Raw genomic sequence first — 24,180 nt, forward strand, 5'->3', positions numbered from 1 at the left:
GTGACGAAGACGGTCGAACGGCCGCCCGCCGTGCGGGTCCGTCCGGTGAAGGCGCCGTCCCCGGCGGGGGACCGGAGGCGGCGCCGCCTCACCGACCACCTGCGCGCGTACGGCTTCCTCCTCGGCGGGCTCATCTGCTTCGCGCTGTTCTCCTGGTACCCGGCGATCCGCGCCGTCGTGATCGCCTTCCAGAAGTACACGCCCGGCTCGGACCCCGAATGGGTCGGCACCGCCAACTTCACCCGCGTCTGGCAGGACCCCGAGTTCGCCGACGCCTGGCGCAACACGCTCACCTTCACCCTGCTCGCCCTGCTGATCGGCTTCGCGATCCCCTTCGTACTGGCCCTCGTCCTCAACGAACTGCGCCACGCCAAGGCGTTCTTCCGGGTCGTCGTCTACCTGCCGGTGATGATCCCGCCCGTGGTGAGCGCCCTGCTGTGGAAGTGGTTCTACGACCCGGGCGCCGGCCTCGCCAACGAGGCGCTGCGCTTCCTGCACCTGCCGACCTCGAACTGGTCCAACGGCGCCGACACGGCCCTGGTGTCCCTCGTCATCGTCGCCACCTGGGCCAACATGGGCGGCACCGTGCTCATCTATCTCGCCGCGCTCCAGGCCGTCCCCGGCGAACTGTACGAGGCGGCCGAACTCGACGGCGCGAACCTGCTCCAGCGCATCCGGCACGTCACGGTCCCGCAGACCCGGTTCGTGATCCTCATGCTGATGCTCCTCCAGATCATCGCCACCATGCAGGTGTTCACCGAACCGTTCGTGATCACCGGGGGCGGCCCGGAGAACTCCACCGTCACCGTCCTCTACCTCATCTACAAATACGCCTTCCTCTACAACGACTTCGGCGGCGCCTGCGCGCTCAGCGTCATGCTGCTCGCCCTGCTCGGCGCGTTCTCCGCCGTCTACCTCCGCCTCACCCGCTCCGGAGAGGAGGCCGCATGAGCAGCAGCACCCGCACCCTCGTCTCCCCGGCCGTCCTGGCCCGCCCCCGCGGCAGGGCCGCCTACTGGACCGTCTTCACCGGCGTCGTCCTGCTGTTCGCGCTGGCGTTCCTGTTCCCTGTGTACTGGATGGTCACCGGCGCCATGAAGTCACCGGACGAGGTGGCCCGCACCCCGCCCACCCTCGTCCCCGAGAGCTGGAGCACCGCCGGGTACACCGACGCCTGGGAGCTGATGCAGCTGCCCGTCCACCTGTGGAACACGCTGGTGCAGGCGGCCGGCGCCTGGGCCTTCCAGCTGGTGTTCTGCACGGCCGCCGCCTACGCCCTGTCCAGACTCCGGCCGGCCTTCGGCAAGCTGGTCCTCGGCGGCATCCTCGCCACCCTGATGGTCCCCGCCCAGGCCCTCGTCGTGCCGAAGTACCTCACCGTCGCGGACCTCGGACTGCTCAACGACCCGCTCGCCATCTGGCTGCCGGCCGTGGCCAACGCCTTCAACCTGTATCTGCTCAAACGGTTCTTCGACCAGCTGCCCAGGGACGTCCTGGAGGCCGCCGAGATCGACGGCGCGGGGAAGCTGCGCACCCTGTGGTCCATCGTGCTGCCCATGTCCCGCCCGGTGCTCGGCGTGGTCTCGATCTTCGCGCTGGTCGCCGTCTGGCAGGACTTCCTGTGGCCCCTGATGGTCTTCTCCGACACCGACAAGCAGCCCATCAGCGTGGCCCTCGTGCAGCTGTCGCAGAACGTCCAGCTGACCGTGCTCATCGCCGCGATGGTGATCGCCAGCATCCCCATGGTCGCGCTGTTCCTCGTCTTCCAGCGGCACATCATCGCCGGGATCGGCGCGGGCAGCACCAAGGGCTGACACCGGACCCCCGTCCACAGAAGAGAAAGGCACCCACGTGGGACAGCCCACCCCTGCCACCGACGACGGCTGGTGGCGCTCCGCCGTCATCTACCAGGTGTACGTCCGCAGCTTCGCCGACGGCGACGGCGACGGCACCGGCGACCTGGCCGGCGTCCGCGCCCGCCTGCCCTACCTCGCCGAACTGGGCGTCGACGCGCTGTGGTTCAACCCCTGGTACCGGTCCCCGATGAAGGACGGCGGCTACGACGTCGCCGACTACCGGGCGATCGACCCGGCCTTCGGCACGCTCGCCGAGGCGGAGAAACTCATCGCCGAGGCACGGGAGCTGGGCATCCGCACCATCGTCGACATCGTGCCCAACCACGTCTCCGACCAGCACCCCTGGTTCCGGGCGGCCCTCGCCGGCGGCCCCGAACGGGAGCTGTTCCACTTCCGGCCCGGCCGCGGGGAACACGGCGAACTCCCGCCCAACGACTGGCAATCCGAGTTCGGAGGCCCCGCCTGGACCCGGCTGCCCGACGGCGACTGGTACCTGCACCTGTTCGCCCCCGAGCAGCCCGACCTCAACTGGGCCCACCCCGCCGTCCGCCAGGAGCACGAGGACATCCTGCGCTTCTGGTTCGACCGGGGCGTCGCCGGCGTCCGCATCGACTCCGCCGCCCTGCTGGCCAAGGACCCCGGCCTGCCCGACTTCACCGAGGGCCGCGACCCGCACCCCTACGTCGACCGCGACGAACTCCACGACGTCTACCGCGCCTGGCGGGCCGTCGCCGACGAGTACGGGGCCGTCTTCGTCGGCGAGGTCTGGCTGCCCGACACCGAACGCTTCGCCCGCTACCTGCGCCCCGACGAACTGCACACCGCGTTCAACTTCTCCTTCATGACCTGCCCGTGGGACGCCGCCCGGCTGCGCCGCTCCATCGACGACACCCTCGCCGAGCACGCCCCCGTCGGCGCCCCCGCCACCTGGGTGCTGTGCAACCACGACGTCACCCGCACCGTCACCCGCTACGGCCGCGCCGACACCGGCTTCGACTTCGCCACCAAGGCCTTCGGCACCCCCACCGACCTCGCCCTCGGCACCCGCCGGGCCCGCGCCGCCGCCCTGCTCTCCCTCGCCCTGCCCGGCGCGGTCTACGTCTACCAGGGCGAGGAACTCGGCCTGCCCGAGGCGGACATCCCGCTCGACCGCATCGAGGACCCCATGCACGCCCGCTCCGGCGGCACCGACCCCGGCCGCGACGGATGCAGGGTTCCGCTGCCCTGGGCGGCCGACGAGCCGCACGCCGGGTTCGGCGGCGAGCCGTGGCTGCCGCAGCCCGACGGCTGGGCCGCCTACGCCGCCGACCGGCAGGCCGAGGACCCCGGCTCGGTGCTCAGCCTCTACCGCGCGGCCGTGCGGCTGCGCCCGCAGTTCGGCGACGGCCCGCTGACCTGGCTCCCCGCACCCGACGGCGTCCTCGCCTTCGCCCGTGCCGGCGCCCTGTGCGTGGTCAACCTCGCGGACACGCCCGTCGACCTCCCCGCCCACTCCGCGCTGCTCCTGGCCAGCGGCCCCCTCGACGCCGCCGGGCGGCTGCCCGCCGACACCGCGGTCTGGCTGCGCTCCTGAACCGCGCCCCCGTCTGTTCCCCACCCCCACCCCGAAGGGACCAGCACCATGACCACCCCCCGCACGACCGCCCGGAACGCGTCGGCGGCGGCCACGGCCGTCGCCCTCGCCGCCGGCCTGCTCGTCGCCGTCGCCCCCGTACCCGCTCACGCGGCGGCCGGCGCCACCCTCCCCTTCACCTCCGTCGAGGCCGAGTCCGCGACCTACACCGGAAGCCGCATCGGCCCCGACTTCACCCAGGGCACCCTCGCCTCCGAGGCGTCCGGCCGCCAGGCGGTGCGGCTGAACGCGGGCCAGCGCGTGCAGTTCACCGTGCCGCGCGCCGCCAACGCCGTCACCGTGGCGTACAGCGTCCCCGACGGGCAGTCCGGCTCGCTGGACGTGTACGTCAACGGGCAGCGGCTCGACCGGACGCTGCCGGTCACCTCGAAGTACAGCTATGTCGACACCCCGTGGATCCCGGGCGCCCGCACCCACCACCTCTACGGCAACGCGCGCATGCTGCTCGGCCGGGACGTCCAGGCCGGCGACACCGTCGCCTTCCAGGCCACGAACGTGCAGGTCACGGTCGACGTGGCCGACTTCGAGCAGGCGCCCGGCGCCGCCACCCGCCCCTCCGGGTCCGTCTCGGTGACCGACAGAGGCGCCGACCCCACCGGGCAGGGCGACTCCACCCAGGCGTTCCGCGAGGCCATCGCCGCCGCCCAGGGCGGCACCGTGTGGATCCCGCCGGGCGAGTACCGGCTGACCTCCTCCCTGAGCGGCGTCCAGAACGTCACCCTCCAGGGCGCGGGACACTGGCACTCGGTCGTGCGCACCTCCCGCTTCATCGACCAGTCGGCCTCCGCGGGCAACGTCCACATCAAGGACTTCGCCGTCATCGGCGAGGTCACCGAGCGCGTCGACTCCAGCCCGGACAACTTCGTCAACGGCTCCCTCGGACCGGGCTCGACCGTCTCCGGGATGTGGCTCCAGCACCTCAAGGTGGGGCTGTGGCTGACCGGGAACAACGACAACCTCGTCGTCGAGAACAGCCGCTTCCTCGACATGACCGCCGACGGCCTCAACCTCAACGGCAACGCCCGCGGGGTGAAGGTCCGCAACAACTTCCTGCGCAACCAGGGCGACGACGCCCTCGCCATGTGGTCGCTGAACGCCCCCGACGTCGGCAGCGTCTTCGAGAACAACACGATCACCCAGCCGAACCTCGCCAACGGCATCGCGATCTACGGCGGCACCGACATCACCGTCCGGAACAACCTGATCGCCGACACCAACGCCCTCGGCAGCGGCATCGCCATCTCCAACCAGAAGTTCCTCGACCCGTTCCACCCGCTGTCCGGCACCATCACCGTCGACGGCAACACCCTGGTGCGCACCGGCGCGATGAACCCCAACTGGAACCACCCGATGGGCGCCCTGCGCGTCGACTCCTACGACAGTGCCATCGACGCACAGGTACGGATCACGAACACCACGATCACCGACAGCCCGTACAGCGCCTTCGAGTTCGTCTCCGGCAGCGGACGCGGCCTCGCCGCCCGGAACATCACCGTCGACGGCGCCACCGTGAACCGCGTCGGGACGGTCGTCGTGCAGGCGGAGACCCAAGGGGCCGCCACCTTCCGCGACGTCACCGCGACCGGCGTCGGCTCCGCCGGAATCTACAACTGCCCCTATCCGGCGGGCTCCGGCGCCTTCACCGTCACCGACGGCGGGGGCAACTCCGGCTGGAGCGGCACCTGGTCCGACTGCGCCACCTGGCCCCAGCCCGGCCAGGGCGAACCGGAACCCGACCCGGACCGCAACCTCGCCCTGAACCGCCCGGCCACCGCCACCGGCTCGCAGGACGTGTACACCCCCGGCAAGGCCGTCGACGGCGACCCGAACACCTACTGGGAGTCCGCCAACCACGCCTTCCCGCAGACCCTGACGGTCGACCTCGGCGCCACCCGCACCGTGCGCCGGGTGGTGCTGAAGCTGCCGCCGCAGGCCGCGTGGCAGGCCCGCACCCAGACCCTGTCCGTGCAGGGCAGCACCGACGGCTCCGCGTACACGACGCTGGCCGCCGCCCGTGAGTACCGTTTCGACCCGGCGACCGGCAACACGGTGACCGTCCCGGTCGACGGCAGCCTGCGCCATCTGCGGCTGCACGTCACCGGCAACACCGGCTGGCCGGCCGCCCAGTTCAGCGAGGTGGAGGCGTACGGGTCCTGACGGGCGAGTCCTGCGCGGGCGGGGTCAGCGGCTGACGAGCAGGCCCCGCCCGCGCAGCACGCGCCGCTCCAGCGGGCTGAAGATCAGCAGGTCGACGGCGATGCCGACGCACAGGATCAGCAGGATGGCCAGGAACACCTGCGGCATGCTGCTGTTGTTGCGGCCGTTCTCCAGCAACTGGCCGAGGCCCACGCCCAGATCGGGCGAGGAGGCGATGATCTCGGCGGCCATCAGCGAGCGCCACGAGAACGCCCAGCCCTGCTTGAGCCCGGCCACGTAGCCGGGGAGCGCGGCCGGCATCACGATGTACCGGGCGCCGCGCAGCCCGGTCGCGCCCAGGGTGCGCCCGGCGCGCAGGAACAGCGGCGGGATCTGGTCGATGCCCGCCACCAGGCCGTTGGCGATGGACGGGACGGCGCCCAGCAGGATCACGGCGAACATCATCGAGTCGTTCAGGCCCAGCCAGATCACCGCGGGCGGCACCCAGGCGACCGACGGCAGCGACTGAAGGCCCGACAGGATCGGGCCGATGGCCGCCCGCACGAAGGACACCCGCGCCACCAGCAGCCCGAGCGGGGTGCCGATGACGAGCGCCAGCAGGAAACCGACCAGGCCCCGCGAGACGGATGTCCAGATGTAGTCGAGCAGCGTGCCCTGGAGCCAGGCCGCGCGCACCTCGCCCCACACGTCGGAGGGCGAGGCGAGCTTGTACGGGGGCGCGACCTCCGCCCAGACGAGAATCTGCCACACCACCAGCACCAGGGCGACGGCGGTGACCGGCGGCAGCACCTTGCGCAGCAGGGTCTCGCGCAGCGGGGTGCGGACCGTCTGCGCCGCGTCCAGCGCGTCGAGGCCGGCCTCGAGACCGGCGAGGTCGTCCGGGTCCTGGGGTGCGGCGGTCCTCCCGGTGACGCCGGCGGTCTTCTCAGTGCTGGCCATGACGGCGGATCTCCCCACGCAGTTCTTCGGTGATCTCGGCGGACAGCTCCGCGACGGCGGTGTCCTCGAGGCGGCGCGGCTGCGGCAGGTCCACGGTCCACTGCCGGGCGACGCGGCCCGGCCGGGACGACAGCAGGACGACGCGCTGGGCGAGCCGCACCGCCTCGCGGACGTTGTGCGTCACGAACAGCACCGACAGGCCCGTCTCCCGCCAGATCCGGGTCAGTTCGTCGTGCAGCACGTCGCGGGTGATGGCGTCGAGCGCGGCGAACGGCTCGTCCATCAGCAGCAGCCGGCTGTCCTGGGCGAGCGCCCGGGCCAGGGCGACGCGCTGGCGCATGCCGCCGGACAGCTCGTGCACCCGCTTGCCGTGCGCGTCCTTCAGCCGCACCAGCTCCAGCAGCCGCTCCGCCTCCTGGCGGCGCTCCGGCTTGCCCACCCCGCGCAGTTTCAGGGCGAGTTCGATGTTCTTGCCCGCGGTCAGCCACGGGAACAGGGCGTGCTCCTGGAACATCAGGGCGGGGCGGCCGTCGGTGCCGATGGCGCCGGCGGACGGCCGGTCCAGCCCGGCGACCAGGTTGAGCAGGGTGGACTTGCCGCAGCCCGAGGCGCCCAGGAGGGTGACGAACTCGCCGTGGGCGACATCGAGGGTGATGTCGTCCAGCACGAGCTGCCGTCCGCCCGGGGCGCCCGGAGCGGGAAAGGACTTCGAGACGTGCTCGACCCGCGCGGCGTGGGCCGCCGTCGTGGTGTCCTCGGCCGTCCCGGCCATCGTGGTGGCCATGGTCGTCACCTCCTGGGGGTGTTGCCTCGTGGCGTGTCGTCGGATCGCGGGCGTCGTCAGCGGACGCCGAGACCGGCGTCGTCGGCCTCGGGCCTGCCCTCGGCCTTCAGGACCTTGTTCAGCGGCCTCAGGTCGTAGATGCCGTTCAGGTCGGGCTTCTCCAGCAGGCCGGCCGACACCGCGTGCTCCGCCTGGGCGTCGAGGGTGGAGGCCAGCGGGTCGTCGAGGAAGGTGATGGACTTCCACGCGGGGTTCAGCACCTCGGCCGGCAGGGCCTTGCCGGACAGCTTCTCCAGCGCCTTGTTCGCGGACGCCTTGGCCTGGTCCGGGTGGGCGTTGATCCACGCGTTGGTCCTCACCGAGCCGCGCAGCACGGCCTCGACGACGTCCGGGTGCTCCTTCAGGAAGCTCTGCGACACGATGATGTTGGTGATCACGAACTTCTTGTCCGGCCAGATGTCGGACTCGTCGAGCAGCACCTTCGCGCCGTCCGCGACCAGCTTGGACGCGGTGGGCTCGGGCACCCACGCGCCGTCGATGGAGCCGGACTTGTAGGCGTCCGGGGTGATCTTGTTGTCGGTGCGCACCACGGACACGTCGCCCTTGCCGCTCTGGGCGTCGACCTTCCAGCCCTTCTCGGCGATCCAGTGCAGGAAGGCCACGTCCTGGGTGTTGCCGAGCTGCGGGGTGGCGATCTTCTTGCCCTTGAGGTCGTCCAGGTTCTTGATCTTGTCCGGGTTCACCACGAGCTTCACGCCGCCGGAGGCCGAACCGCTGATGATGCGCAGGTTCTTGCCGGCCGACTTGGTGTAGCCGTTGATGGACGGGGAGGGGCCGATCCAGCCGATGTCGATGGACCCGGCGTTCAGCGCCTCGATCTCGGACGGCCCGGCGTTGAACGTCGACGACTTGATCGTGGTGCCGCCCAGCTCCTTCTGGAGCAGGCCCTCCTGGACGCCGACCAGGGCGGTGGCGTGCGTGAGGTTCGGGAAGTAGCCGATCTTCACCTCGGAGGCGGAGAGCTTCTTCGCGTCCGCCGCGACCTCCGCCTTGGGGGCGTCGTCCTCGGCGTCGGAACCGTAGCCGCAGGCGGTGAGCAGAAGCGGGAGGGCCGCTGCGGCGGCGACGGTGCGCAGGATGGTGAACGGTCGTGCGGCAGACACGGAGGTGTCCTCTCGGGAAAGGGCGGTTCGGGACGGTGCCGGCGTACGGGCGTGCGCTCAGGGGCGTGCGCCCGCGCGGCCGTCGGGCCTGCCTCGCGGGGACGGTCGGCGGCCGTGGAACGGTGTGCGGTGCGGTACGGGGAGCGCGGGCTCAGGGGCGCCGCAGGCCGCGGACGCGGTCCCGGCGGAGCCTCAGGCCGGCCGACAGATGGCGCTGGACGTGCGGCCGAAGTCGATGTGGCGGCGCGAGGTCAGCAGGAGGCGTGCGGCGACGTCGTACGGACGCGCGGTCATGGCCACCCCCTGGAGATCCCTAGTTTTCCTACCTGGCTGCTAGGGATCGTGGCAGAAACCAGCCCCTACCCCAAGAGGCTGCTCATATGATGGACGCCTGTCGCTCACATGGTGAGAACGGCCTGGTCCGCGGCCGGAATCAGGGATTCACCCAGGCCTTCGGTGCGTCCGCCAACGCGGCCACCCCGGCGGGGAGTCGGGACGACGCCACGTCGGCGAGGGACACGCCCTCCAGGATCTGGCGCACGTTCGACCGCAGCGCGATCCACAGCGGCAGCAGTGACTCGGCGGGACCGGAGTAGGACAGCTCGGGCGGCCGCACGCCGCGCACCGAGACCAGCGGACCCTCCACGACGCGGATGACGTCGGCGATGCTGATCGAGTCGGCGGGCTTCGCCAGCCGGTACCCGCCGTTCCCGCCGCGCTGGCTCACCACGAGCCCGCCCCGCCGCATGTCGTTGAGGATGCTCTCCAGGAACTTGTGCGGGATGTCCTGCGCGTCGGCGATCGCCTCCGCCTTGAGCGGCCCGTCGGCCCCGGACGACGCGAGTTGCAGCGCGGCACGTACCGCGTAGTCCGCCCTGGCTGAGATCCGCATGCGGCCATTATCCCGTACGGCCCGCACGGGCCTCCACCCGCGGTGGGGGCGCGGAAGCTGGGGCGGGGGGGCGTGAGCCCTGGCGGTCACCCCAGCGCCTGCAAGGCGTGCAGGGCTCCCACGGCCGTGGCGAGGAGGCCCAGCAGCAGGCGCAGCCCGTTCTCGGGCAGGCGTGGCCGGAGCCGCGCGCCGAGATACCCGCCGATCAGTCCGCCAAGACCGCAGGCCGACCCCAGGTACCAGTCCGGCGCCACCTCGCCGGTGCCCGCCAGGGACAGCAGCGCGAAGGCGCCCGCGCCCGCCACGGACGTGACGAAGGTCGAGGCCAGCGCCGCCGGGGCCACCCGCGCGACGGACATGCCCCGCCCGACCAGCAGCGGCCCCAGCAGCGAGCCGCCGCCGATGCCGTAGATCCCGCCGACGACGCCGACCGCCAGCGCGAGCCCGGTCACGGCGCGCGGCGACGGCTCGGCGTCGTCCCGCACCGGCCGGGCGGGTCGCAGGGTCCGCCGCACCAGCCACAGCCCCAGCGGCACCAGCAGTAGGGCGATCAGCAGCCGGAAGACGGTGGCCCCCGGAACGGCGAACACCCGCAGGGCGGCGCCGGCCACGACCCCGGGGAGGGTGCCGCTCACCAGACGGCGGGTCAGCGGGTCGTGCAGCGGGCCGGTGCGGTGCCGCAGCAGCGCCCCGGGCCCGGCCACCACGTTGTACAGCAGGTTCGTCGGCGTGACCGCCGGGCTCGGCACCCCGAGGACGCCGAGCTGCACCGGCAGCAGGAACACCGCGCCGGACACCCCCGCGGGCGTGGTCGCCACGGAGACGACGAGGCCCGCGGTCAGTCCGGCGAGTCCGGTGGACCAGTCCACGGCATGTCCTCGGGGAGCCCCCGGCCTCGGAAGGTCAGGCGGGCAGGACGAACGGGGGGTGGGCGCCGTTGAGGAAGTAGTCCCCGACGTCCCGCAGCCGGTGGGCGACGGGCTCGTACAGGGTGTGGGTGCGGGCGTTGCGCCAGAAGCGGTCGAAGCCCAGCCGCGCGGACGCCGAGCGCGGGCCGACGATGTCGAGCGCGCGGGTGGCGGACTCCTGCGCCGCCCGCGAGGCCGCGGTCTCGGCCATGGACACCAGCGCCGAGACGTCCGCGTACTCGTCGTACGTCAGGTCCTCGCCGCGTTCGAGCCCCCGCCGTACGGCGTCCAGGGCCTGGTCGCACAGCGCGGACGCGGAGCGGGCGAGCACGGTCAGCTCGCCGTACGCGGTGAGCACCTGTGGGTCGTCCGGCGCGCCGGCGGACGGGACGGGGTGCCACGGGCGGTGCCCCGCCCTGCTGTACTCGCGCACCTCGGCGAGCACCCCCTCGGCCATGCCGAGCAGCAGCTGCACGGAGAACAGGCGGCCCACGGGCGCCGCCAGCGCGGCCCGGGGGACCAGGTGGTCCTCGTCCGCGGACAGCGAGCCCAGGACGTCGCCGGCGCCCACCGGGACGTCGTCGAACTCCACGCTGCCGCCGCCCGCGAGCCGCTGCCCGAAGGTGTCGCCGGCCGCGTCGACCACCACGCCCCGGAGGGCCGGGTCCACCACCACGGCCAGAGGCTCGCCGGTGTCCTCCCGTACCGCCCGCACGGCGAGCCGGTCGGCCACCAGCACCCCGGTCGGGTAGCTCTGACGGCCGCCGAGGAACAGGCCCCGGGACGTGCGGGACAGGGTCAGCGGCGGGTCCTGCGGGGCGAACCCGCCGCCCCAGCACCACTGTTCGGACGCGGCGCGCTCCGCCGTCCGCAGGGCCGTCTCCGGGTCCCCGAAGAACCGGGCGCTCCACGACAGGAAGTAGTGGGAGCCGAGGAGCTGCCCTATGGCGCCGTCGGCCGTGGAGATCTCCCGCACCACCGCGTACGCCGTGTCCCAGTCCGCACCGCCGCCGCCCCGCCCGGCGGGCGTGAGCAGGGTCAGCAGCCCCGCCTCGCGCAGCCGGGACACCTCGTCGACCGGGGCCTTTCCCGCCTGTTCCCGGATCACGGTGTCCGTGGCCAGGTCCTCCGCCGCCTCGCGGGCCACGCGCAGCCAGTGCGCCCGGCCGTGCGCGACGGGTTCGGCCGGGGACGCGGGGCGGGTCGGCGCGGCGGCAGGGCACATGGCGGTGCTCTCCTCAGGATCGGCCGCGGGCTGCGGCGTGGGGGCTGTCCTGCTGGTCGGGGACGTACTTGTAGCCGATGGACCGGACGGTCACGATCCGGTGCCGGTGGGCGGCGCCCAGCTTGCGGCGCAGACGCGCGACGTGGACGTCGACCGTGCGGCCGTCGCCGACGTGGTGGTAGCCCCAGACGGCCGCCACCAGCGCCTCGCGCGACTGCACGAGGTGGGGGCGCCGCACGAGGTGCGCCAGCAGCTCGAACTCCAGGTACGTCAGGTCGAGTTCGCGCCCGTCGACCTCTGCGGTGCGGCGCGCGGCGTCGATCGTGACGGCGTCGTCCGCCGGCTGCCGCGCGGGCGTCGTGCCGTCGGCGGCCAGCAGCCGGAACTCGGCCCGCGGCCGGTCCTTCGCGAACAGGTCCAGGGGATCGGTGCCCTGGGGGACCAGCAGGAGGTAGCCGACGAGCGGCGGGGACGCGGGGTCCTCGGCGTCGTGCCGCACCCCGTCGGCCACCAGGTGGAGGTGGCGCGCGTCGGGCAGCGGACGGAGCGAGGCGGTCGGGTGCGGAAGTGCCGTGGTCATGGCGGTAGTCCCTCGGGAATGGTGTCGGGTGCCCGGCGGACGCGGGGGTGGTGCGTGTGAGCCGGGAAGGGGGCCGGAGTGGCACGGCCGGCGTGCGGGCCGTGCGTCAGGCGCGACAGCAGGCGGCGCTGACGACGTGACCGAAGTCGACATGCCGACGACGTACGAGTCGCTGCTGCACAGGGGACATGTCCCTCATGCTGCGCACCCCCGGTGAACACCGTCAAGCTTTTCCTAGTAAGTCCGTAGGAAAAGAGGGGAACGTCTCACATGCTGAGCGGACACGGTCGTTCTCCGGAACCTGGAGACCCGCCGGAGGCGCGGTCGCACGGACCTGACGGAGCGTTGACACCCCCGAACGGCGCGTGCTTGCATCCCACCTCCATCCCTCCTTCATCCCTCCTCCTCAAGCCCTCCGACGACGAGGATCCCCGTCATGCCCTCCTCCGCCGTGCCCAATTCCCGTCCCGACGAGACCGCCTACGACCGGCACCGGCTGCGCCAGTGGCTGGCCGGCGAGGCCAGGGCGGACGGCGTGAGCCGCCGCCGCATGCTCACCCTGCTCGCCGCCACCGGGGGCGCCGGCGCGCTGCCCCTGACCGCACCGGCGCCCGCCCGCGCCGCCGACGGCGACACCATCGTCAAACCCCTGCCGCCCGAGGCGTTCGTCCGCCACGGCACCAACGCCGAGACCCGCTGGGAGGCCCTGCGCGGCACCGGCCACCACACGCCCAACGACCTGTTCTTCGTCCGCAACCACACCGCCACCCCGCGCATCGACGCGGACGACTGGCGGCTGCGGCTGTGGGGGAGCGGTCTGCGCGGCGGGCCCGGCGAGGACAGGGCGGTCGAGTTCGGGTACGACGACCTGCGCCGGCTGCCCTCCGTCACGCGCACCGCCTTCGTCGAGTGCGCCGGCAACGGACGCAGCGGCTACGCCACCCAGCAGGGCGAGACGGTCTCCGGCACCCCCTGGACGCTCGGCGCGATCGGCGTGGCCCGCTGGCGCGGCGTGCCCCTGGCCACCGTCCTGCGCCGGGCGGGCCTGTCCCCGTACGCCGTCGACGTGCAGCCGCGCGGCCTGGACGCCGAGTACGTCAGCGGCGGGGAGAACCTCGGCCGGGTGCGGCGGCCGCTGCCGCTGGCCAAGGCGCTCGACGACGTCGTGCTCGCCTACGAGATGAACGGTGAGCCGCTGCCGCCCGACCACGGCCACCCGGTGCGCGTGCTGGTGCCCTCCTGGGTGGGTATCGCGTCGGTCAAGTGGGTCGGCGACGTCGAGGTGTCCGCGCAGCCGCTGTTCTCGCCGTGGAACACCACCTTCTACCGGCTGTTCGGGCCCGCCCACCCCGAGGGCGGCAGCGCGCCGCTGACCCGGCAGACCCTCAAGAGCGCCTTCGAGCTGGCGAGCGGCGCCACGTTCCGGGCCGGCCGGCGCCACGTGCTGACGGGCCGTTCGTGGTCGGGCGCGGGCCCGGTCGCACGGGTCGACGTCAGCACCGACGGCGGATCGAGCTGGCGGCCGGCCCGGCTGCTGGAACGGCCGCGTCCCGACACGTGGACCCGGTGGGCCGTCACCTGGACGCCCCGCACCCGGGGCGCGACCCAGCTGCTGGCCCGCGCCGGCGACACGGCGGGCCGCACCCAGCCGGACGTCTCTGTGTTCAACACCCAGGGCTACCTGTTCGACGCCGTGGTGCGGCACGAGGTGACGGTGGTCTGACCCGGGCGGGCCCTCTTCCGGGCCCGTCCCGCTCTCACGTGGTGAGACGCCGGGCGCGGGGGCCGGCGGCCCCCTTGACGCGGGCGGAGTCCGCCCCGAGACTCCTGGACAGGAATCCTAGTGAATCGGTAGGGAACGAGATGGGCCGTGCAGCTCCTGACCTCGGCGGGGACACCGTACGTGTCGCCCTCGGGCAGCTGCCCCTGCTGACGTCCCGGCGCCACATCGACCTCGCGCGCGTGTGCGGCGCGACGGGCTCCCCGGACGACGCCCTCCCCACGCGCCCCTGAGACCCCCTCTCGCACCCTCCCCGTACCCGACACCGCATCCCGGCCGGGCCTGACGGCCCCCGCGTGCGCCACGCCCGTACGCCCGTCACCGAGCACCCTGGGAGACGCATGTCCGCCACATCCCCGACCGTCGCCGTGCCGCCGTTCCGGGGCAGGATCGGCGACGACCCGCGCAGCGGGTACTACGCCGCACCCCACCGCTACCGCCTCCACCTGTCGTCCGCCTGTCCCCAGTGTCTCCAGATCGCGGTCACCCACAGCCTGCTCGGCCTCGGCGACGTCCTCCCCGTGACGCCGCTGCCCGCCGTGCCCGACGCCCCCGACGGCGGACACCGGGCACTGCGCCCGCTGTACGAGGCGAGCGCGCACCTCCACCCGGGCCCGGCCCTGGCGCCCGTCCTGCACGACAACTGGACCGGGACCGTCGTCAGCACCCACGCCCCGGACATCGTCCGCGACCTGGCCCGGCGGTTCGGCGGAGCCGGGCCCTGTCTGCTCCCGCACGACACCGACGAGGCGTTCGCCGCCGTCGAGCGGCTCTGCGAGCAGGGCGTCCACGCGACCGCCCAGCGCGCCGGGCTGTACGGCGGCGACCGCGTGGAACGCGACCTCGCGCTCGCCACGCTGCTGCGCGCGCTGGACGTGCTGGAACTGCGGCTCGCCTCGCGGGACCACGTCCTCGGCGACGAACTCACGCTGGCCGACGTGCGGGTGTGGGTGACGCTGGTGCAGTTGGACACCGTGCACCGGCACCATCTCGACGCCTCGGCGGTGCACCGCATCACCGAGCACCCGCGGCTGTGGGCCTACGCCCGGCGGCTCACCGCGCACCCCGCGTTCGGCCCCCACCTCGACCTGGACGGCATCGCCCGCCGGCACCACGCCCACTGCCGAGGCACGGAGGCGGCGGGAGCGGCGGTGCCGATCATGGACTGGCAGGCGTATGCGCACCGGCGGACGGCGGAACCGACGCGGCGTAGCTCCTGACGGCGTGTGCAGGCGTCACGGCTCAGGCGTGATTCAGGCGGCCCGGCGCCCGGGACACCGGTGCCGCCTCCGCCGTCGACCGGGTCTGCGGGCCGTGGTCGCCGGCGGTCCGGGGGAGGGGAGGGTGGGAAGGAGCGCGGCATCCTCCGGCGCCGTCACCGTCACAGGCGCCGGCGTCACGCCGAGCGGTGCGCCGTCGTGGGCACGGGCGGGGGAGGGAACGGCAGCCCCTGCCGACGGGCTCGGCGGCGGCAGCGGGCCGCCGGCGACCACCGCCGGTGCCGGCAGTCGCGCGACGCCGGACGCTCCGGTCGCCGCCGGGATCAGCGCCCGCACCTCCACCGGAGGCGTGCTCGGCTCACCCCCCAACGGCTCACCCACGCCCACCTCCACACCCTCCGCCGGAGCGGACGCCCCCTCGCTCGCCCGCGACAGCAGGACCACTCCCCACGACGCGAGGGCGGCGCCGAACAGGGCGAACGCCACACCGGGCGCGCCGCCGCGCAGATGTTCGCCGAGGAGGCCCAGGCCGATCACCGCCGCCGCCAGGGGGTTGGCGAGCGTGACCATCGCCAAGGGGGCTCCGAGGCCGCCCCGGTACGCGGTCTGCGCGAGAAGGAGGCCGCCCGCCGCGAACACGGCGACCAGCAGCGCCACTCCGATCACGCGCACGTCGAGCACCGGGCCGGTGCGGTCGGTCGCCGCGACCGTCACCGTCTGGGTCAGCGCCGAGGCCACGCCCGAGGCGACGCCCGACGCGGTCGCATGGCGCAATTCGGGGCGGGCGCCGGGCCAGGACAGCAGGCCGATCAGAGTCGCCGTACCGCCCGCGACGGCCAGCGCCTCCGGGACGCTCAGCACGTCGTCGGGCGCCGGTCCGGACGCCGTGGCGAGGATCGTCGCAAGCCCGGCCAGGGTGAGGGCCGTACCCCGCCACTCCACCGCGCTCACCGGTCGTCCCGCTATCCGCGCCCCCAGCGGCACCGCGGCGACCAGGGTGAGCGCGCCCAGCGGCTGGACCACGGTCAGCGGGCCGTACTTGAGGGCCACGACGTGCAGCAGCGCGGCCGCCGCGTTCAGGGTGACCGCGCCCCACCAGGCGCCGCTGCCGAGCAGCCGCAGCGCCCCGGCGCCGGAGCCGCGGGCGGCCAGCCGGGCCTGGGTCACGGCGGCGACGGCGTAGGCGACGGCCGAGACCAGGGAGAGCAGAACCGCCACGAGCAGCGCGCTCATCGTCCCGCCCCCACGAGCGCGTGGCGCCGCTCCGGCCGCCTGGGCCGGACGATCCTCGGCGCGGGGGCGGGGCGCGGCCGGCGCACCACCGCGAGGGCGAGCCCCAGCAGGGCCGCCGCCGCGAGCGCGTCCAGCCAGAAGTGGTTCGCCGTTCCCACGATCACCAGCAGGGTCACCAGCGGATGCAGCAGCCACAGCCACCGCCACACCGTCCGCGTGACGGCGATCAGGCCGATCGCCACCATCAGCGCCCAGCCGAAGTGCAGCGACGGCATCGCCGCGAACTGGTTCGACAGCTGGTCGGCCTCGGGCGGCCCGTAGACCGACGGCCCGAACAGCCGCGCCGTGTCCGCCAGTCCCGTCGCCGGGAGCAGCCGGGGCGGCGCCAGCGGGTACGCCAGGTGCAGCACCAGCGCGGCCGCGGTGACCGCCGCCAGCGCGCGCCGGGCCCAGACGTAGTGGCCGGGGCGGCGCAGGTAGAGCCAGATCAGGAAGGCCGCGGTGGCCGGGAAATGGACGACCGCGTAGTAGGTGTTGGCGATCTGCACGAGGAGGTCGCCGTGCAGCAGTGCGGACTGCACCGCGCCCTCTCCCGGCAGGTGCAGCGCCCGCTCGAGGTCCCAGACCTCACGGCCGTTGCGGTACGCCTCGGCGGTGTGGCCGGACGCCAGTTGGCGCCCCAGCTTGTAGACGAGGAACAGGCCCGCCACCAGCAGCAGCTCGCGGACGAGCGGCGGCCGGCCGCGGGTAGGTGGTTCCGGCGGGTCGGGTTCCTCGAACTCCTCGCGCGCGTGCATGCCCCCGGTCCCTTCGCTGACGGTGGTGCGTGTCGTGGTGCTGGCGGAGCTGCTGACTCGGGGACCGGGTCCAGCTCATCGGTGCGGGTCCAGCTCACCGGTGCGGATCAAGATCGGTACGCGAACGTACCGATACGATGCCGTACCGATACGCCAGTGTACCGATACGCTCGCGTACCGGTACACTCGAGTACCGATTGACGTACGACACACTCCGTCGAGGGAGAGGGAGCCGAGCCGATGACGTCGCAGGACGCGGACCGACCGGGACCGGCCGGGGCCTCGCGCCGCTCCAAGATCACGCCTGAGCGGGAGCGGGAGTTCTTCGACGCCGTGCTGAACCAGATCCGCGAGTGCGGATACGACGCCGTCACCATGGAGGGCGTCGCCGCCAGCACGCGGTGCAGCAAGTCCACGCTCTACCGGCAGTGGCGGACCAAGCCGCAGTTCGTCGCGGCCGCCCTCCGGTCCAGCGGGCGGGCGCGGTTCGCGCTCATCGACACCGGCTCCCTCGCCGAGGACCTGCGCGAGGCCGCGCGCTGCGCGGGGGAGTGGTCGCCGAGGGACGCCACCCTGTTCCAGGCGCTCGGGCACGCGGTCCTCCAGGACCGGGAGCTGGCGCTGGCGCTGCGGGAGGCGCTGGTCGAGCCGGAGCTCACCGCGCTGGAGGAGATCCTGCGGCGGGGCGTCGAGCGCGGCGAGGTCGACGCGGACAACCCGGCGCTGGAGTACGTCCCGGCGCAGATCTTCGGGGTGCTGCGGGCCCGGCCCGTGCTCGAGGGGTGCAACGCCGACCCGGACTACGTGCTCCGCTTCGTGGAGGCGGCGGTACTGCCCGCGCTCGGACTGGAATGAGACCCGGGCCGCACCGGTCATGGGGACGACCGGACGGCGGCCCGACCGCGCCGCACCGTGGGGACGGGGGCGGCGCACCACCCGGCCGGGTGGGACACCTCTTGAGCGGAGGGGTGCCCCACCCGGCCGTGCCACCGCCGACGCCGCAGTGGTCGCCGTTCGCGATCGCCTTCGCGGTCTTCGGGGGACGGACGGACCGTCAGACGTCCTGCCCGGAGCCGCCCCCGCCCTCGGCCACCTCGATGCCCTCGGTGATCTCGTCGAGGACGGTCTGCCGCTGGTCGGTGTCCACGCCGAAGCGCACCACCACGATCTGGTCCGGGCGGGACGGCGACGGGAACGCCAGGGACTGCACGAACCCGTCCGACCCCTTCTCGGTCACCGCCTTCCAGCGGACCAGGTATCCCTTCTGCCCGGCCACGGTCACCGCCTTCGACGCCAGCACGTCGTGCGAGGTGATCCGCCCGTACGACTCGCCGCCGTAGCTCTCCTCGGCGTTCGCCGCGATGTCCGCCTTCGCGACCTCCTCGGCGGTGGAGCCGCGGGTGCCGAGCACCACGGCGGGCGCCGAGTACGCGCCGCCCTTGACGCAGGTCTTCGAGGTGTCGCCGGGGCAGTCGTAGGACTCCTTCGCCGTCAGCGCGGCGCCGGCCTGCAACTCCTCCCCGTACCACCCCTCGGGCACGGGCAGGCTGATCCCGCTGAGCGAGTCGGTCACGGAGCCGCTCTCGACTCGGCGGGGCTCGTCGCCCTCGGGACCGCCCTCGGGCGCGTCCTGGTCGCCCCGGTCGTCCTGGTCGCCCCGGTCGTCGTCCTGCCCGCCGGGCCGCTGCGAGGTGGAGGTGTTCCGCGCTCCGCCGTCGTCATCGGTCAGGGCGTACACCCCCACGCCGATGCTCGCCAGCACGGCTGCGGCCACGGCGACGGCTATCCCGATCCGCAGCCGCCGCCCCCGCCCGCCGCCCGGCTGCGGGGCAGGGTGGCCCGGATAGCCGGGGACGCCCCCGCCGACCGTCTCCACGGGCCCCCAGCCGCCACCGTGCCCGTACGCGGGGTACTGCCCCGGTGCCGCCGGCCCCGCGTGGCTCCAGCCGGCGGCGGCGTGGCCCGGAGGGGCCTGATGGGCGCCGGCCTGGTCAACGGCCGGCTGCGTCGCGTCGCCCTGGCCCATGGCCGCCGTGCCCGGGTCGGTCTGTCCTGCGGCCGGCCGTTCCGCGCCGGCCGGGTTCCCGGTCGCGTGCGCGGCGTCGGCCCGCTGCACAGCGGCCGCCGGCCCCGCAGCGGCCGGGCCTTCGGCTGCCGGTACGGCGTCGGCCGGCCTCGCAGCGGCCGTGTCCTCGGTCGCCCGGCCCGAGCCGCCCCGGCTCGCGTCCGGCTGACCCGCACCGGCCTGCCCCGCGCCCACCTGGCCTGGGACGGCCGCTCCCGCGGCGGCGTCCTCCGCGCCGGCTTGGCCGGCAGCCGCCTGCCCCACAGGCGCCTGCCCTTCGGCCCCGTGTCCCGCAGCGCCCTGTCCCGCTGCTGCCCGGCTCACGTCGGCCCCGCTTCCGGCCGTACCGTCCACGCCGTCCCGGCTCGCGTCCGCCTGCCCCGTAGCGGCGGGCTCCGCGGCAGCCGTGTCCGCGTCCCCCCGCCCCGTGGAGGGCAGCCCCGTATCTGCCCGCCCCGCCGGGGCGTCACCCGCAGGGCGGTCCTGCCCCGCCGCGGCAGCCGCGTCCCCGTCACCCCCTTCCGGCACGGCCGGCGCGTCCTGCACACCCTGCGCGCCCTGCGCCGCCGGATCCGCATCCGTCCTGCGAATCCGGGCCGTCCAGGCCGTGCCGTCCCACCACCGTTCGGTGGGCGGGGCGTCCTGCGTCTGTCCGGGGTCGGGGTACCACCCGGGGGGAGTCACCTGCGTCATGCCCCCACCGTATGAGGCGTCGGTGAAAGACGGATGAGAGAGTCCGCGCCCGCACCGGAACCGCGCCCTCCGCGGGGCGGCGACGCACGGCGCCTCCCGTGTCAACGGGTCGAAAGGGGACAGCCGTTGACCGACAGGGCCCTGGTGAGGGGCGGGCCGCGTCGACCCGCGGCACCCGGTGTCACTCGTCACGGCAACACGTGGCCCGACCGGGCTCCGCTCGGCCGGGCGGGGGACTACGCTCGGGTCCGGTACGTCATTCGGGCGACTCGGGGAGGTAGCGGGATGACGGAGGTACGGCCGCCGGCGGCACCCTCGGCCGCCCTGTGGGAGCGCGACGAGGAACTCGCCGCCATCGCGGAGGCCGTCGACGTCCTGTGCGCCGACCGGCACTCGCCCGGCACGCTGCTGGTGCTGCGCGGCGAGGCGGGACTCGGCAAGACGGCTCTCCTCGCCGAGACCCGGCGCATCGCCGAACAGCGCGGCTGCACCGTCTGGTCCGCCCGCGGCGGAGAGACCCTGCGCACCGTGCCGTTCAACGTGGTGCGTCAACTCCTCCAGCCCGCCCTGGTGTCGATGCTGCCGGAGGAGGCCCGCGAGTACCTGGGCGACTGGTACGGCATCGCCGGTCCCGCCCTCGGTATAGCCGACCCCGGCGACGGGCAGGCCGACCCGCAGGGCGTGTGCGAGGGCCTGGTCGCCGCCGTGCGCCGGCTGGCCCGCCGGGACTGGCCGCTGGTGCTGCTCATCGACGACGCCCACTGGGCCGACCAGGAGACCCTGTACTGGCTCGCCGCGTTCGCCGAGCGCCTCGCCGACCTGTCGGTGCTGGTCGTGGTCGCCCGCCGCCCCGGCGAGATCACCGGCGTGAGCGCCCGTCACCTGGACGCCGTCGCCGAGGCGGCCGGACGTCCCGTCACCAGCCTCAGCGCCCTCACCCCCGAGGCGGCGGCCGGACTGACCCGCGCCACGCTCGGGGAGAACGCCGACGCCGCGTTCTGCCGCGAGGTGTGGGCCGTCACCGGCGGCAACCCGTACGAGACGGTCGAACTCCTCGCCAAGGTGCAGGACAGCGAGCTGGAACCGATCGAGGCGCACGCCGGCGAACTGCGCGACCTGAACCGCTCCGCCCGCGGCGGCGGCCTCGTCGCCCGGCTGGAGGAACTGGGCATAGACGCCACCCGGTTCGCCTGGGCGGCCGCCATCCTCGGCGACGGCATCACCGTCGACCTGGTGGCCCAGCTCGCCACCCTCGGCCCCGACGAAGCGGCCCGCTGCGCCGAACGTCTGCGCGGCGCCCGCATCCTGACGGTGCGGGACCCGGCGTCCGCCGGACCCGACGAGCTGGAGTTCGTGCACCCGCTGATCGCGACCGCCGTCTACAACTCCATCCCGGACGCGCTGCGCCGCGCCATGCACGGCATCGCGGCCCGTATCGTCACCGACTCCGGGCGCGGCGCCGCGGCGGCCGCCCGTCACCTCCTCGAGGTCCACCCGGACGACGACGAGGAACTGGTCTGGCAGCTGCGCGAGGCCGCCCGCGAACACCTCGCCGTCGGCGCCCCGGACGCCGCCCGCCGCTGCCTGGAACGCGCCCTGGAGGAACCGCCCCGCCCCGAGGTGCACGCGCACGTCCTCCACGAACTGGGCAGCGCCACCTTCCTCACCGCGCCCGCCCGCACCATCGGCCATCTGCGCACCGCCCTCGGCATGCCCGGACTGGACGGCGAGCGGCGCGTCGACGCCGTGATCCGCCTCTCCCAGGCCCTGCTGCACAACGACCAGATGGAGGAGGCCGTCCGCACGGTCGAGGCCGAGGCCGCCCGGATGCCCGCCGGACCCACCCGGATGCGGCTCCAGGCCGTGCAGTTCATGTGGGAGGGCGTGCACGCCGGCGAGTCCCTCACCCCCGGCCGCTCCGAACGCCTCGCCGAACTCGCCGCCACCTGCACCGGCCGCGACAACGCCGAGCGCGCCCTGCTCATCCTGCGCGGCTTCGACGCCATGATGCGCGGGGAGAACGCCGAGGAGATCGTCGAGATCTGCGACCGCGCCCTGGTCAACGGCCGTCTCGCGCCGGGACTCGGCTGGACGGACAACGAGTGGGGCGTCGAACTGCTGCTGATGCTGGCCAGCTCCTACGCCTACACCGACCGCCTCGACCGCGCCGAGGCGCTCTACAGCGAGGCCCTCCGGGCGTACGACACGGCCGGCTGGGGCGGCGGCCACCTGGTCCTCGCCCACGCCTACGTCGGTCTCGCCCACCGCAGGCGCGGCCGGCTCCAGGCGGCGGAGAACTCCCTGCGCGAGTCGCTGCGCCTCGCCGAACGCGTCGGCCGCGGACTGCCGCTGTACTGGACGGCCACCAGCAACCTCGTCGACACGCTGCTCGCCCGGGGCCATGTCGACGAGGCGTGGGCCACGGCCGAGCGGCACGGCTTCGCCCCGCCCTACCCGTCCACCGTCGTGCTGCCCGACCCGCGCTCGGTGCGCGGCCGGCTGCTGCTCGCGGTGGGCCGCACCAAGGAGGGCGTCAACGAACTGGAGGCGGCGGAGAAGGCCGCCGCCGCGCGCGGCCACCACAACCCGGTGCACGTCTTCGCCGCCGCCGACCTGGCGCGCCCTCGCCACCGAGGATCCGGCCCGCGCGGCCCGGCTCGCCGTCGACCTCCGCCGCCGCGCGGAACGCCTCGGCACGGACACGGCGATAGGCGAGGCGCTGCGGGTGGCGGCCGCCCTGGAGACCGGCCAGCGCGCGGTGCGCCTGGCCGGCCAGGCGGTCACCTACCTGGAGTCCTCGCCGTGCCAGTACGAACACGCCGCCGCCCGCATCGAGTACGGCGCGCTCGCCCGCTCCGTGCCTGACCTGGAACGGGGCGTGGCACTGGCCCGGTCATGCGGCGCGGACGGCCTGGTGGAACGCGCCCGCACAGAACTGGCCACGGGCGCCGGCCTCCGGTAACCGCCCAGAACGCCCACCCCGTAGGTCACGCGCCCGTGCGTGACCGCGGTCCGCCCGGCCTTCTTCCGGCGCCGTGACGCCTCCCGGCTCACCGGCCTCCCGGCTCACCGGCCACCCGGTCAACCCGTCACCCGGCCTCCGGGGTGCCACAGGGCGCAGAGGTGGACGAGCCGAGGGCGACAGTCATGCGGATCGCGGGCCTCCCGCAGTGTCAACCCGCGCCCCGCAGGAGTCCCCGCCCCGCCTGGCGCCCCGCGCCGTCACCCCGCCGACCTCAGCAGCACCCACACCGGCCCCGGCGCGACGTTCACCGGGTTGCCTTCCGGCGACACGAGCGACGTGCCGTCCTCGGCGGCCGGGCGGTTCCAGGACACCGGGAAGGCGCGCCCGTCGCGCAGTACCGTCGCCTTCCCCGACCCCACCGTCTCCGTGTACGGCGTGTTGTTGCCGAGGAAGTCGCGGAAGGCGGAGCGGCGGACGGTGACGTCCTGCACGACCACCGTGGCCGCCGTCAGCCGGTCGCCGTCCCGGGTGGTCGCGGGGGAGCCGTCCATCGACACCTGCCAGCGCCCGTCGGCGTCCGACCAGGTGAAGGTGAAGCGGGCCGCCGGGAAGCGCACCGTGACCTCGTCGTCGGGCGTCCCGCCGGAGGGTGCCGGGCCCGCACGGAAACCGGTCGTCGCCGCGCCCTCGCCGGGCGGGCCGTCGAGCACCCGGTCCGGGCGCAGGTACAGGTTGTGCGGAGCCGCCCGCGCGGGGTCCCGGGTGAAGGCGCCGGACTCCGACTCCGGGTTCACGGGGGTGAGCGGCGCCTCGTCGATCAGCGGCAGCAGCTTGCTCTGGGCGCCGGAGAAGGCGAGCAGCGGGTCGTCGAACTGGCGCAGCAGTTCGAGATCGGACTCCCGGGCGCTGCGTACCGGCCCCACCGACTCGGGCAGCCGGGTGGCGTACACCGCCATCAGCCGGCTCAGCCCGCCCTCCACCTGCTCGACGTAGACCACGTCGGCCGCGTCGAGCCCGGACTGCGGCCGGGCCTCGGGCGCGTTGTCGATCTTCACGGCGAGGACGGGCGGCGGCCCCTGCCCGTCCGCGTCCCGTGTCGCCGCCGGGGACTCCCGCGGTCCGCGGCCGTCGTCGCCGGACCCGCCCGACGTGCAGCCCGCCGCCAGTCCGCCCGCCAGCAGCGCGGCCAGCAGGGAGGCCGGAAGCACTCCGGCCCTCCTGCCGCCGCGCCGTCGCGGCGCCCCTCGTTCCGTGCCCACCGTCGCCACCGGCCGTCCTCATTCATCCGCT

Annotated in this window: 20 protein-coding genes and 2 pseudogenes; 9 read left to right on the forward strand and 13 right to left on the reverse strand. The window is 74.2% G+C overall.

Annotated elements, in window-relative coordinates; all coding sequences use genetic code 11:
* The 4 genes from ACFOSY_RS27125 to ACFOSY_RS27140 are packed head-to-tail and all read left to right on the forward strand — an operon-like array spanning window position 1 to window position 5,646.
* Entirely contained in the window at window positions 1-951 is a 951-nt protein-coding gene (locus ACFOSY_RS27125; RefSeq protein WP_394311577.1) for a carbohydrate ABC transporter permease, read from the forward strand.
* On the forward strand, window positions 948-1,814 hold the full coding sequence (locus ACFOSY_RS27130; protein WP_394311583.1) for a carbohydrate ABC transporter permease: 867 nt from the start codon (window positions 948-950) through the stop codon (window positions 1,812-1,814). Before ACFOSY_RS27125 ends, ACFOSY_RS27130 begins: the two co-directional genes overlap by 4 nt.
* Before the next feature lie 37 nt (window positions 1,815-1,851).
* Window positions 1,852-3,429, forward strand: coding sequence for a glycoside hydrolase family 13 protein (locus ACFOSY_RS27135; protein ID WP_394311585.1), 1,578 nt, complete (start codon window positions 1,852-1,854; stop codon window positions 3,427-3,429).
* Window positions 3,430-3,477: 48 nt separating this feature from the next.
* Entirely contained in the window at window positions 3,478-5,646 is a 2,169-nt protein-coding gene (locus ACFOSY_RS27140) for a discoidin domain-containing protein (protein ID WP_394311587.1), read from the forward strand.
* A gap of 24 nt (window positions 5,647-5,670) precedes the next feature.
* On the opposite strand, the gene ACFOSY_RS27145 is transcribed toward ACFOSY_RS27140, so the two are convergent.
* The 8 genes from ACFOSY_RS27145 to ACFOSY_RS27180 all read right to left on the reverse strand — a co-directional run bounded on the left by ACFOSY_RS27145 (window position 5,671) and on the right by ACFOSY_RS27180 (window position 12,137).
* Window positions 5,671-6,585, reverse strand: a complete 915-nt coding sequence (locus tag ACFOSY_RS27145) for an ABC transporter permease (protein WP_394311589.1) — start codon at window positions 6,583-6,585, stop codon at window positions 5,671-5,673.
* A complete protein-coding gene (locus ACFOSY_RS27150; RefSeq protein WP_394311591.1) occupies window positions 6,572-7,369 on the reverse strand; it encodes an ABC transporter ATP-binding protein in 798 nt (265 codons plus the stop codon). The genes ACFOSY_RS27145 and ACFOSY_RS27150 overlap by 14 nt, the downstream gene beginning before the upstream one ends.
* Window positions 7,370-7,425: 56 nt before the next feature.
* The gene (locus ACFOSY_RS27155) at window positions 7,426-8,532 is read right to left on the reverse strand and encodes an ABC transporter substrate-binding protein (protein ID WP_394311594.1); all 1,107 of its coding nucleotides are present in this window, start codon (window positions 8,530-8,532) and stop codon (window positions 7,426-7,428) included.
* A gap of 192 nt (window positions 8,533-8,724) precedes the next feature.
* Complete coding sequence (locus ACFOSY_RS27160) at window positions 8,725-8,826, reverse strand: putative leader peptide (protein WP_315968245.1); 102 nt, start codon at window positions 8,824-8,826, stop codon at window positions 8,725-8,727.
* A gap of 139 nt (window positions 8,827-8,965) precedes the next feature.
* On the reverse strand, window positions 8,966-9,424 hold the full coding sequence (locus tag ACFOSY_RS27165; RefSeq protein ID WP_394311597.1) for an RrF2 family transcriptional regulator: 459 nt from the start codon (window positions 9,422-9,424) through the stop codon (window positions 8,966-8,968).
* A gap of 86 nt (window positions 9,425-9,510) precedes the next feature.
* Window positions 9,511-10,293 (reverse strand): TSUP family transporter, encoded by a 783-nt coding sequence (locus tag ACFOSY_RS27170; protein WP_394311599.1) that lies wholly within the window; start codon window positions 10,291-10,293, stop codon window positions 9,511-9,513.
* A gap of 34 nt (window positions 10,294-10,327) precedes the next feature.
* Complete coding sequence (locus ACFOSY_RS27175; RefSeq protein WP_394311602.1) at window positions 10,328-11,557, reverse strand: acyl-CoA dehydrogenase family protein; 1,230 nt, start codon at window positions 11,555-11,557, stop codon at window positions 10,328-10,330.
* A 13-nt stretch (window positions 11,558-11,570) separates the two neighbouring features.
* Window positions 11,571-12,137: a winged helix-turn-helix domain-containing protein gene (locus ACFOSY_RS27180; RefSeq protein WP_225655327.1), complete on the reverse strand. Its 567-nt coding sequence runs from the start codon at window positions 12,135-12,137 to the stop codon at window positions 11,571-11,573.
* 436 nt (window positions 12,138-12,573) lie between these two features.
* Here ACFOSY_RS27180 and ACFOSY_RS27185 point away from each other — a divergent pair, with 436 nt between their 5' ends.
* The 3 genes from ACFOSY_RS27185 (at window position 12,574) to ACFOSY_RS27195 (ending at window position 15,137) form a co-directional block, all read left to right on the forward strand.
* Window positions 12,574-13,860, forward strand: coding sequence for a sulfite oxidase (locus ACFOSY_RS27185; RefSeq protein WP_394311604.1), 1,287 nt, complete (start codon window positions 12,574-12,576; stop codon window positions 13,858-13,860).
* Between the two features lie 140 nt (window positions 13,861-14,000).
* Window positions 14,001-14,150: a hypothetical protein gene (locus tag ACFOSY_RS27190; RefSeq protein WP_394311606.1), complete on the forward strand. Its 150-nt coding sequence runs from the start codon at window positions 14,001-14,003 to the stop codon at window positions 14,148-14,150.
* Between the two features lie 108 nt (window positions 14,151-14,258).
* Complete coding sequence (locus ACFOSY_RS27195) at window positions 14,259-15,137, forward strand: glutathione S-transferase C-terminal domain-containing protein (protein WP_394311608.1); 879 nt, start codon at window positions 14,259-14,261, stop codon at window positions 15,135-15,137.
* A gap of 33 nt (window positions 15,138-15,170) precedes the next feature.
* Here the strand turns inward: ACFOSY_RS27195 and ACFOSY_RS27200 are convergent, their stop codons facing one another.
* Window positions 15,171-16,370, reverse strand: a complete 1,200-nt coding sequence (locus tag ACFOSY_RS27200; RefSeq protein ID WP_394311610.1) for a hypothetical protein — start codon at window positions 16,368-16,370, stop codon at window positions 15,171-15,173.
* On the reverse strand, window positions 16,367-17,167 hold the full coding sequence (locus ACFOSY_RS27205; protein ID WP_394311612.1) for a phosphatase PAP2 family protein: 801 nt from the start codon (window positions 17,165-17,167) through the stop codon (window positions 16,367-16,369). The genes ACFOSY_RS27200 and ACFOSY_RS27205 overlap by 4 nt, the downstream gene beginning before the upstream one ends.
* Before the next feature lie 240 nt (window positions 17,168-17,407).
* Here ACFOSY_RS27205 and ACFOSY_RS27210 point away from each other — a divergent pair, with 240 nt between their 5' ends.
* Entirely contained in the window at window positions 17,408-18,022 is a 615-nt protein-coding gene (locus ACFOSY_RS27210) for a TetR/AcrR family transcriptional regulator (protein ID WP_394311614.1), read from the forward strand.
* 199 nt (window positions 18,023-18,221) lie between these two features.
* On the opposite strand, the gene ACFOSY_RS27215 is transcribed toward ACFOSY_RS27210, so the two are convergent.
* Both ACFOSY_RS27215 and ACFOSY_RS27220 read right to left on the reverse strand, forming a co-directional pair.
* The gene (locus ACFOSY_RS27215; RefSeq protein ID WP_394311714.1) at window positions 18,222-19,193 is read right to left on the reverse strand and encodes a hypothetical protein; all 972 of its coding nucleotides are present in this window, start codon (window positions 19,191-19,193) and stop codon (window positions 18,222-18,224) included.
* Between the two features lie 651 nt (window positions 19,194-19,844).
* Window positions 19,845-19,925: pseudogene (locus ACFOSY_RS27220) on the reverse strand (DUF2510 domain-containing protein); the annotation flags it as partial.
* Between the two features lie 285 nt (window positions 19,926-20,210).
* On the opposite strand from ACFOSY_RS27220, the pseudogene ACFOSY_RS27225 reads away from it, so the two are divergent.
* Window positions 20,211-22,887 (forward strand): annotated as a pseudogene (locus ACFOSY_RS27225) (ATP-binding protein).
* A 260-nt stretch (window positions 22,888-23,147) separates the two neighbouring features.
* Here the strand turns inward: ACFOSY_RS27225 and ACFOSY_RS27230 are convergent.
* Window positions 23,148-24,158 (reverse strand): DUF3048 domain-containing protein, encoded by a 1,011-nt coding sequence (locus ACFOSY_RS27230; protein ID WP_394311616.1) that lies wholly within the window; start codon window positions 24,156-24,158, stop codon window positions 23,148-23,150.
* Between the last annotated feature and the right edge of the window lie 22 nt (window positions 24,159-24,180).

It is taken from the genome of Streptomyces lusitanus (assembly GCF_042647945.1).
Lineage (GTDB): Bacteria > Actinomycetota > Actinomycetes > Streptomycetales > Streptomycetaceae > Streptomyces > Streptomyces pseudogriseolus.

Bases quoted from the DNA above. Each gene is read 5' to 3' on its own strand.
- ACFOSY_RS27145 (WP_394311589.1), bottom strand. From the start codon at position 6,585: ATGGCCAGCACTGAGAAGACCGCCGGCGTCACCGGGAGGACCGCCGCA.
- ACFOSY_RS27190 (WP_394311606.1), top strand. From the start codon at position 14,001: ATGGGCCGTGCAGCTCCTGACCTCGGCGGGGACACCGTACGTGTCGCC.
- ACFOSY_RS27140 (WP_394311587.1), top strand. From the start codon at position 3,478: ATGACCACCCCCCGCACGACCGCCCGGAACGCGTCGGCGGCGGCCACG.
- ACFOSY_RS27210 (WP_394311614.1), top strand. From the start codon at position 17,408: ATGACGTCGCAGGACGCGGACCGACCGGGACCGGCCGGGGCCTCGCGC.
- ACFOSY_RS27180 (WP_225655327.1), bottom strand. From the start codon at position 12,137: ATGACCACGGCACTTCCGCACCCGACCGCCTCGCTCCGTCCGCTGCCC.
- ACFOSY_RS27215 (WP_394311714.1), bottom strand. From the start codon at position 19,193: ATGGGCCAGGGCGACGCGACGCAGCCGGCCGTTGACCAGGCCGGCGCC.
- ACFOSY_RS27160 (WP_315968245.1), bottom strand. From the start codon at position 8,826: ATGACCGCGCGTCCGTACGACGTCGCCGCACGCCTCCTGCTGACCTCG.
- ACFOSY_RS27200 (WP_394311610.1), bottom strand. From the start codon at position 16,370: ATGAGCGCGCTGCTCGTGGCGGTTCTGCTCTCCCTGGTCTCGGCCGTC.
- ACFOSY_RS27165 (WP_394311597.1), bottom strand. From the start codon at position 9,424: ATGCGGATCTCAGCCAGGGCGGACTACGCGGTACGTGCCGCGCTGCAA.
- ACFOSY_RS27130 (WP_394311583.1), top strand. From the start codon at position 948: ATGAGCAGCAGCACCCGCACCCTCGTCTCCCCGGCCGTCCTGGCCCGC.
- ACFOSY_RS27195 (WP_394311608.1), top strand. From the start codon at position 14,259: ATGTCCGCCACATCCCCGACCGTCGCCGTGCCGCCGTTCCGGGGCAGG.
- ACFOSY_RS27175 (WP_394311602.1), bottom strand. From the start codon at position 11,557: ATGTGCCCTGCCGCCGCGCCGACCCGCCCCGCGTCCCCGGCCGAACCC.
- ACFOSY_RS27185 (WP_394311604.1), top strand. From the start codon at position 12,574: ATGCCCTCCTCCGCCGTGCCCAATTCCCGTCCCGACGAGACCGCCTAC.
- ACFOSY_RS27150 (WP_394311591.1), bottom strand. From the start codon at position 7,369: ATGGCCACCACGATGGCCGGGACGGCCGAGGACACCACGACGGCGGCC.
- ACFOSY_RS27205 (WP_394311612.1), bottom strand. From the start codon at position 17,167: ATGCACGCGCGCGAGGAGTTCGAGGAACCCGACCCGCCGGAACCACCT.